The organism is Massilia sp. GCM10023247 (genome assembly GCF_042653325.1).
GTDB lineage: Bacteria > Pseudomonadota > Gammaproteobacteria > Burkholderiales > Burkholderiaceae_D > Telluria.
On sequence record NZ_JBHSIB010000029.1, the window covers coordinates 22,656 to 29,528 of the forward strand.

The following is a 6,873-nucleotide window of genomic DNA, read 5'->3' on the forward strand; positions in this document are numbered from 1 at the left end:
ATGGAGCGCGACCCGGGAGACATTCAGGCGCGCGGGGTGGCGCCCAGGTTCAACCGTGCGCGCCTTTATAGGACGAGCGAATACACTTTCGATGAAGATTTATTAACGGAGGGCCGCCAGTGTCCATGCAGTCCGCATCACCCATGTCATCGACCCCGACCGCCGCCGCCGAAGCCGCCCGCCACCCCGCCGCCCCGCCGGCCGGCTCCAGCGCCGTCATCGGCGTGGCCCTGCCGCTCACAGCCGAAGACCAGGCCCGCGCCGACCTGTACGCCCTGGCCGCCCGCCTGCTGCTGGCCCCGCCCGACGCGACCCTGCTGGCGGGCCTTGCCGCGGCCGACCCGATCCAGTCCAACGGCGGCGACCATGCTCTCGAGGACGCCTGGGAAAAGCTGGTGCTGGCCGCCAGCGTGATGGACGCCGACGCCGTCGCCGAGGAATTCGACGCGCTGTTCGTCAGCAGCGGCACCCCGGCGCTCAATCCCTATGGCTCGCTCTACCTGTCGGGCTTCATGAACGATACCCCGCTGGCCGAACTGCGCGCCGACCTGGCCGCCTTCGGCATCGGCCGCGTGCGCGGCGTGGGCGAATCCGAAGACCATCTTGGCGCGCTGTGCGAGACCATGCGGGTCCTGATCGCCGGCGGCGCCGGCATCCGGCGCCAGCCCCTGCGCGTCCAGAAAACCTTTTTCGAAGCACGCATCGGCCGCTGGTATGCACGCTGCATGGACGACATGGCCAAGGCCGAGGGCGCGAACTTCTACCGGCTGGTCGCGGCCTTCGTGTCCGCACTGCTGGCGATCGAGGCCGAGGCCTTTGCGGTGGAGGACCACTCCGATGAGTAAGAGCGCGATGATGAACCAGACGATCAAGCCAAGCGAGGGGAATGCGATGGAACCGAAGCACCAAGACGGCGCGCAGCCTGCCGGTCAACCGAACCCGGCGCGCCGCAACTTCCTGAAAGCGGCGCCGCTGGGCGCGCTCGCGGTCGTTGCCGCGGGCGGCGCCGAAGCCAAGCCCGAGCTGACGCCCGCCGAGGCCGCCAAGCCCGACGTCAAGCGCGGCTACCACGAGACCGAACACATTCGTCGTTACTACCAAACCGCCGCCTACTGGTGAGCGTACCCGGAGACCAGCCATGTCTTTAGTGAAGAGTTCGAGCGACAAAGGCGTCAGGCGGCGCAAGTTCCTGGTGGGGGCGGGCGTGGCGGCAGGTGCCGGCGCACTGGCCCGCGGGCTGCCCCTGAACGTCATCGAGCCAGCCACGGCCGCCGATGCGGACGTGGCGGCCGATCCCGTCAAGACCGAGCTGAAACGCACCGTCTGCAGCCACTGCTCGGTCGGCTGCTCGGTCGACGCGATCGTCCAGAACGGCGTCTGGATCCGCCAGGAGGCGGCCTTCGATTCGCCGATCAACATGGGCGCCCACTGCGCCAAGGGCGCCTCGGTGCGCGAGCACGGCTTCGGCGAGCACCGCCTGCGCTACCCGATGAAGCTGGTGAACGGCAAGTACACCCGCATCTCCTGGGACCAGGCCATCAACGAGATCGGCGACAAGCTGCTGCAGCTGCGCCAGCAGGCCGGCCCCGACGCCCTGATGCTCATCGGCAGCTCGAAGCACAACAACGAGCAGGCCTATTTGCTGCGCAAGTTCTCGGCCTTCTGGGGGTCGAACAACTGCGACCACCAGGCGCGCATCTGCCACTCGACGACGGTCGCGGGCGTGGCGCAGACCTTCGGCTACGGCGCGATGACGAACTCGTTCAACGACCTGCACTACAGCAAGGCCGTGATGTTCATCGGCTCGAACCCGGCCGAAGCGCACCCGATCTCGATGCTGCACTTCCTGCACGCCAAGGAGCTGGGCGCGAAGATGATCGTGGTCGACCCGCGCTTCACCCGCACCGCGCGCTTTGCCCACCACTACGTGCGCGTGCGTCCCGGCACCGACATCCCCCTGGTCTGGGGCATGCTCTGGCACATCTTCAATAACGGCTGGGAAGACAAGGAATACATCGCCGCCCGTACCCACGGCATGGACGACGTGCGCAAGGAAGTCGCCAAGTGGACGCCGGACAAGGTCTCGAACATCACCGGCGTGCCGGAAGCCTCGGTGCGCATGGCGGCCGAGATGCTGGCCAAGAACAAGCCGTCCTCGGTGGTCTGGTGCATGGGCATCACCCAGCACCACGTCGGCACCGCCAACGTGCGTGCGCTCGCCATCTTGCAGCTGGCGCTGGGCAATATCGGTGTCCCTGGCGGCGGCGCCAACATCTACCGCGGCCACGACAACGTGCAGGGCGCAACCGACGTCGGCCCGAACGGCGACTCGCTGCCCGGCTACTACGGCCTGGCCGAAGGCTCCTGGAAGCACTTCGCGAATGCCTGGGGCGTCGACTACAACTGGATCCTGTCGCGCTTCGGTTCCAAGGAACTGATGGAAAAGCCCGGCATCACGGTCTCGCGCTGGTTCGATGCCGTGAACGAGCAAAACCAGTTTGTCGACCAGCCGGCCAACCTGCGGGCCGTGTTCTACTGGGGCCACGCGCCGAACAGCCAGACCCGCCTGCCGGACATGAAGGCGGCCATGCAGAAGCTCGACATGCTGGTCGTGGTCGACCCTTACCCGAGCATGACGGCCTCGATGCACGGGCGCACCGATGGCGTCTACCTGCTGCCGGCGGCCTCGCAGTTCGAAACCCAGGGCTCGTGCACTTCCTCGAACCGCTCGATCCAGTGGCGCGAACGGGTGATTGCGCCCCTGTTCGAGTGCAAGACCGACCACGAGATCATGTACCTGTTCGCCAAGAAGCTCGGCTTCCATAACGAACTGTGCAAGAACATCAAGGTCGTGATGAACGAACCCGTGATCGAGGACATCCTGCGCGAGATCAACCGCTCGTGCTGGACCATCGGCTACACGGGCTGCTCGCCGGAACGCCTGAAACTCCACATGGAGAACAAGCACACCTTCAACCCGACCACCATGCGCGCCGAGTCCGGTCCCTGCAAGGGCGACTACTACGGCCTGCCGTGGCCGTGCTGGGGCACGCCGGAAATGAAGCACCCGGGAACGCCTATCCTCTACGACCTGAACAAGTCGGTGGCCGAGGGCGGCCTGCCGTTCCGCGCCAACTGGGGCGTCGAGCACAATGGCCAGACCCTGCTGGCGGCCGACGGCTCGACCAACAAGGCGTCCGAACTCGACACCGGCTATCCGGAATTCGACCACGTGTTCCTGAAAAAGCTGGGCTGGTGGGCCGAACTCACGCCCCAGGAACAGGCGATGGCAGAGGGCAAGAACTGGAAGACCGACCCATCGGGCGGCATCATCCGAGTCGTCATCGCCCACGGCTGCGCGCCGTTCGGCAATGCGCGCGCCCGCTGCAACGTCTGGAACTTCCCCGACCCCGTGCCGACCCACCGCGAGCCGCTCGCTTCGCCGCGCCGCGACCTGGTGGCGCAGTACCCGACCTATGACGACAAGGCGAATTTCCTGCGCCTGCCGACGCTGTACAAGGCGGTGCAGGAGATCGACTTCTCGAAGGACTACCCAATGATCATGACCTCGGGCCGCCTGGTCGAGTACGAGGGCGGCGGCGAGGAAACCCGCTCCAACCCGTGGCTGGCCGAACTGCAGCAGCACATGTTCGTCGAGATCAATCCCGGCGACGCGGTCCAGATCGGCGCCAAGCTGGGCGACTACGTCTGGGTCGAGACGCCGACCGGCGCCCGCATGAAGATGATGGCGATGGTGACCGAGCGCGTGCCCGTGGGCCTGGTCTGGGCACCGTTCCACTTCGGCGGCTGGTGGATGGGCGAGGATCTCGAAAAGCACTATCCGGAAGACGGGGCGCCGACCGTGCGCGGCGAAGCGATCAACACCGGTTGGACCTACGGCTACGACGCCGTCACGATGATGCAGGAAACCAAGGTATCGCTGTGCCGCATCGTGCGTGCCTGACGACCTGAACAGGAGGAAACCATGGCCGCGAGGATGAAATTCATTTGCGATACCGAGCGCTGCATCGACTGCAACGGCTGCGTTACCGCATGCAAGAACGAAAACGAAACACCGTGGGGCGTGAACCGCCGCCGCGTCGTCACGATCAACGATGGCGTGCCGGGCGAGCGCTCGGTCTCGATCGCCTGCATGCACTGTACCGACGCGCCCTGCCTGGCGGTGTGCCCGACCAATTGCATCTACCACACCGAGGACGGCATCGTCCTGCACAGCAAGGACCAGTGCATCGGCTGCGGCTACTGCAGTTTCGCCTGCCCCTTCGGCGCCCCGCAGTTCCCGGAAACCGGCCTGTTCGCCCACCGCGGCAAGATGGACAAGTGCACCTTCTGCGCGGGCGGTCCGGAACCGGACACATCGGAAGCCGAATTCAAGAAATACGGCCGCAACCGCATCGCCGAAGGCAAGCTGCCGGCCTGCGCCGAAATGTGCGGCACCAAGGCGCTGCTGGGCGGGGAGGCGAACCTGATCGCCGACATCTACCGCCAGCGCGTCGAGACGCGCGGCTACGGTCCCGAGCTCTGGGGCTGGAAGATCGCCTACGGACCCAACAAGCGAGGTGGCCCGCGCAAGGCCCAGGGCGATGCGCCGCGCGTAAACCAGAAGATTGGCGACAGCCAGAACGTTCCGGGGAGCCTGCCGACATGAAACCATTCAAACTGATCGCGGCCCTGCCGCTGGTGCTGGTCCTGACCGGCTGCCTCGAGGTGGAACAGCATCCAGCCTGGATCGATGGCGCGTACGCGGGCAAGCATGACCAGCGCCACTTCCAGCAGCTCTTCCACAACGACAAGCTCTCCTGGAATGCGGCGATCGTCAACCGCAACAACCAGCAGAACGAGTACAACCGCGCCAATCCCTAGGAGCCAGCCATGTCGATGCGAGCGAACCTGAATGCCGTGCGCGCCATCCTGGCCCCGCTGCTTGCCCTCCTGTGTGTCCTGATGCTGTCCCCGAGCTGGGCGGCCGTGCCGAATCGCGACGCCAAGCCGGCCTACGCCGAAGAGCAGACGATGCTGCAGGTCGAGGCCGATTCGCGGGTGCGCGAACCGGGCCTGCTCGATTCCGCCTCGGGCAAGGTCCACATGGACCGCCACTTCCTCGGCCAGTACGGCAGCACCGAAGCCAACGTCATCGTCCAGCGCGGCGGCAATACCTGGCGCCTGCTGCGCAACGGGCCGATCGCCACCATCACCGGCACCGTGCTGCTGGCCGTGCCGCTGCTGATCTTCGTTTTCTACCGTGCGTTCAGGCCGCCTCCGCTGCAGGAATCGGGCCGCCGCATCCACCGCTTCAACAGCGGCGAGCGCACCGTGCATTGGGCCACCGCGTATTCGTTCATCGCGCTGGCGATCACCGGCATCATCATCATGTTCGGCAAGAACATCATGCTGCCGTGGATGGGGCACACGCTGTTTTCCTGGGTGGCGATCATCTCGAAATACGTGCACAACGTGGTCGGGCCGGTGTTCATCCTGTGTTCGATCCTGATGTTCTTTACCTTCCTGAAGCGCAACTTCTTCAATCGCATCGACTGGCAATGGATCAAGCAGGGCGGGGGGCTGTTCTCGCGCAAGGAGCATGCGCCGCCGCCCGCGGGCTTCTTCAATGCGGGCGAAAAAACCTGGTTCTGGTTCGGGGTCGTGTTGCTGGGCCTGATCATGTCGATCACCGGCCTGATCCTCGACTTCGTCACCTTCGGCCAGACGCGCTACGTGCTGCAGGTGGCGAACTACCTGCACATCGGCGCCGCCACCCTGTACATGGCCGCGGCCATGGGGCACATCTACATCGGCACCATCGGCGCGCCCGGCTCCTACGATTCCATGCGCCAGGGCCATGTAGACGAGAACTGGGCCAAGGCCCACCATCCGCAATGGTACGAGGAAGTGCAATCCGGCGGGACCGGCGGCGCCCGTCCGGACACGCCGCGTCCAAGCGGCGTCCCGCCGACGGCGCCACGTCCTGGTCCTGCACATTGAGGTCGACGATGAAAGCATCCACATTTGCAATCGGCGCTGTTGCCTGCGTCCTGTTCGCCGGCTGCGACCGCGGCCACACCAGCGCCAGCGCCGGGGTCGAGCAGACCAAGTTCCCGGGGCAGGTGACGGCCGGAGGCCTCACCAGCGGCCAGATCATTGCGCGCAGTCCCAAGCCCGAGACGAATGCCACCTATGCCGGCGGCACGCCCGGCATTGCCGGCGGTTCCGGAGGCAACACCGGGGGCGCCGCGCTTGGCGGCACCGTGACCGAAACCGGTCGCGGTCCTTCCGACGGGGTAACGGCGCCATCGGGCGCCATGCAGGGCGGGAACAAGCCACCGGGGGACTACGGCGGGCCGCCGGCGAACGCGCCGGCCGCCGGCACCACGGCGGTCGGGGCGGGCACGGCGACCAACCAGCAGGGATCGGGGCCGGCGACGAATAATGCGGCAACGGGCCAGCCCGCGGCCGGCGCGCCTGCGCAGCCTGCAGCCGGTGCGCCCGCGCAGCCGGCCAAGCCGCCCGCCGCGCCCGGCACACTGACAGGGGACAAATGATGCGTATCAGACCGAATTTCCGCACGCCGCTGCTGCGGACATTGCTGGTGGCCGGCCTCGCCTCGAGCGGCATTGCCCTGGCCGCCTTGCCGCCACCGACTCCAGCGGCGCAACAGGCGGCGGCAGCCAAGAAGGCGGCAGCCGATGCCCAGGCCGAGCAGGCCAAGGTGAAGCTGGCGGCGGCCCAGGACGCGATCAGCTCGCGCTGGCGTTCGCGCGCCGCCGCGCAAGGCTGGACCGCGCGCCCGCCGGTGGCCATCGCCGCCGCGCCTGCAGCCGGCGCCGCGCCCGCGGGCGCCCCGGTGGCCGGCAG

The 6,873-nt window shown here is 66.9% G+C and carries 7 protein-coding genes and 1 pseudogene; all 8 read left to right on the forward strand.

The features are described from left to right. The first annotated feature begins 143 nt into the window (after nucleotides 1-143). The gene (locus ACFPAH_RS22445) at nucleotides 144-845 is read left to right on the forward strand and encodes a TorD/DmsD family molecular chaperone (RefSeq protein WP_379749776.1); all 702 of its coding nucleotides are present in this window, start codon (nucleotides 144-146) and stop codon (nucleotides 843-845) included. Then, on the forward strand, nucleotides 838-1,119 hold the full coding sequence (locus ACFPAH_RS22450) for a twin-arginine translocation signal domain-containing protein (protein WP_379749778.1): 282 nt from the start codon (nucleotides 838-840) through the stop codon (nucleotides 1,117-1,119). Before ACFPAH_RS22445 ends, ACFPAH_RS22450 begins: the two co-directional genes overlap by 8 nt. Nucleotides 1,120-1,138: 19 nt before the next feature. Further along, nucleotides 1,139-3,964, forward strand: a complete 2,826-nt coding sequence (locus tag ACFPAH_RS22455) for a formate dehydrogenase subunit alpha (protein ID WP_379749780.1) — start codon at nucleotides 1,139-1,141, stop codon at nucleotides 3,962-3,964. 21 nt (nucleotides 3,965-3,985) lie between these two features. Continuing rightward, the gene (gene fdh3B, locus ACFPAH_RS22460) at nucleotides 3,986-4,669 is read left to right on the forward strand and encodes a formate dehydrogenase FDH3 subunit beta (RefSeq protein WP_379749782.1); all 684 of its coding nucleotides are present in this window, start codon (nucleotides 3,986-3,988) and stop codon (nucleotides 4,667-4,669) included. Further along, nucleotides 4,666-4,884: a hypothetical protein gene (locus ACFPAH_RS22465; protein WP_379749784.1), complete on the forward strand. Its 219-nt coding sequence runs from the start codon at nucleotides 4,666-4,668 to the stop codon at nucleotides 4,882-4,884. The genes fdh3B and ACFPAH_RS22465 overlap by 4 nt, the downstream gene beginning before the upstream one ends. Nucleotides 4,885-4,893: 9 nt before the next feature. Next, a complete protein-coding gene (locus ACFPAH_RS22470; protein WP_379749786.1) occupies nucleotides 4,894-6,003 on the forward strand; it encodes a formate dehydrogenase subunit gamma in 1,110 nt (369 codons plus the stop codon). A gap of 8 nt (nucleotides 6,004-6,011) precedes the next feature. Next, nucleotides 6,012-6,560, forward strand: coding sequence for a hypothetical protein (locus ACFPAH_RS22475; RefSeq protein WP_379749788.1), 549 nt, complete (start codon nucleotides 6,012-6,014; stop codon nucleotides 6,558-6,560). After that, nucleotides 6,557-6,873: pseudogene (locus ACFPAH_RS22480) on the forward strand (hypothetical protein); the annotation flags it as partial. The gene ACFPAH_RS22475 and the pseudogene ACFPAH_RS22480, both read left to right, overlap by 4 nt.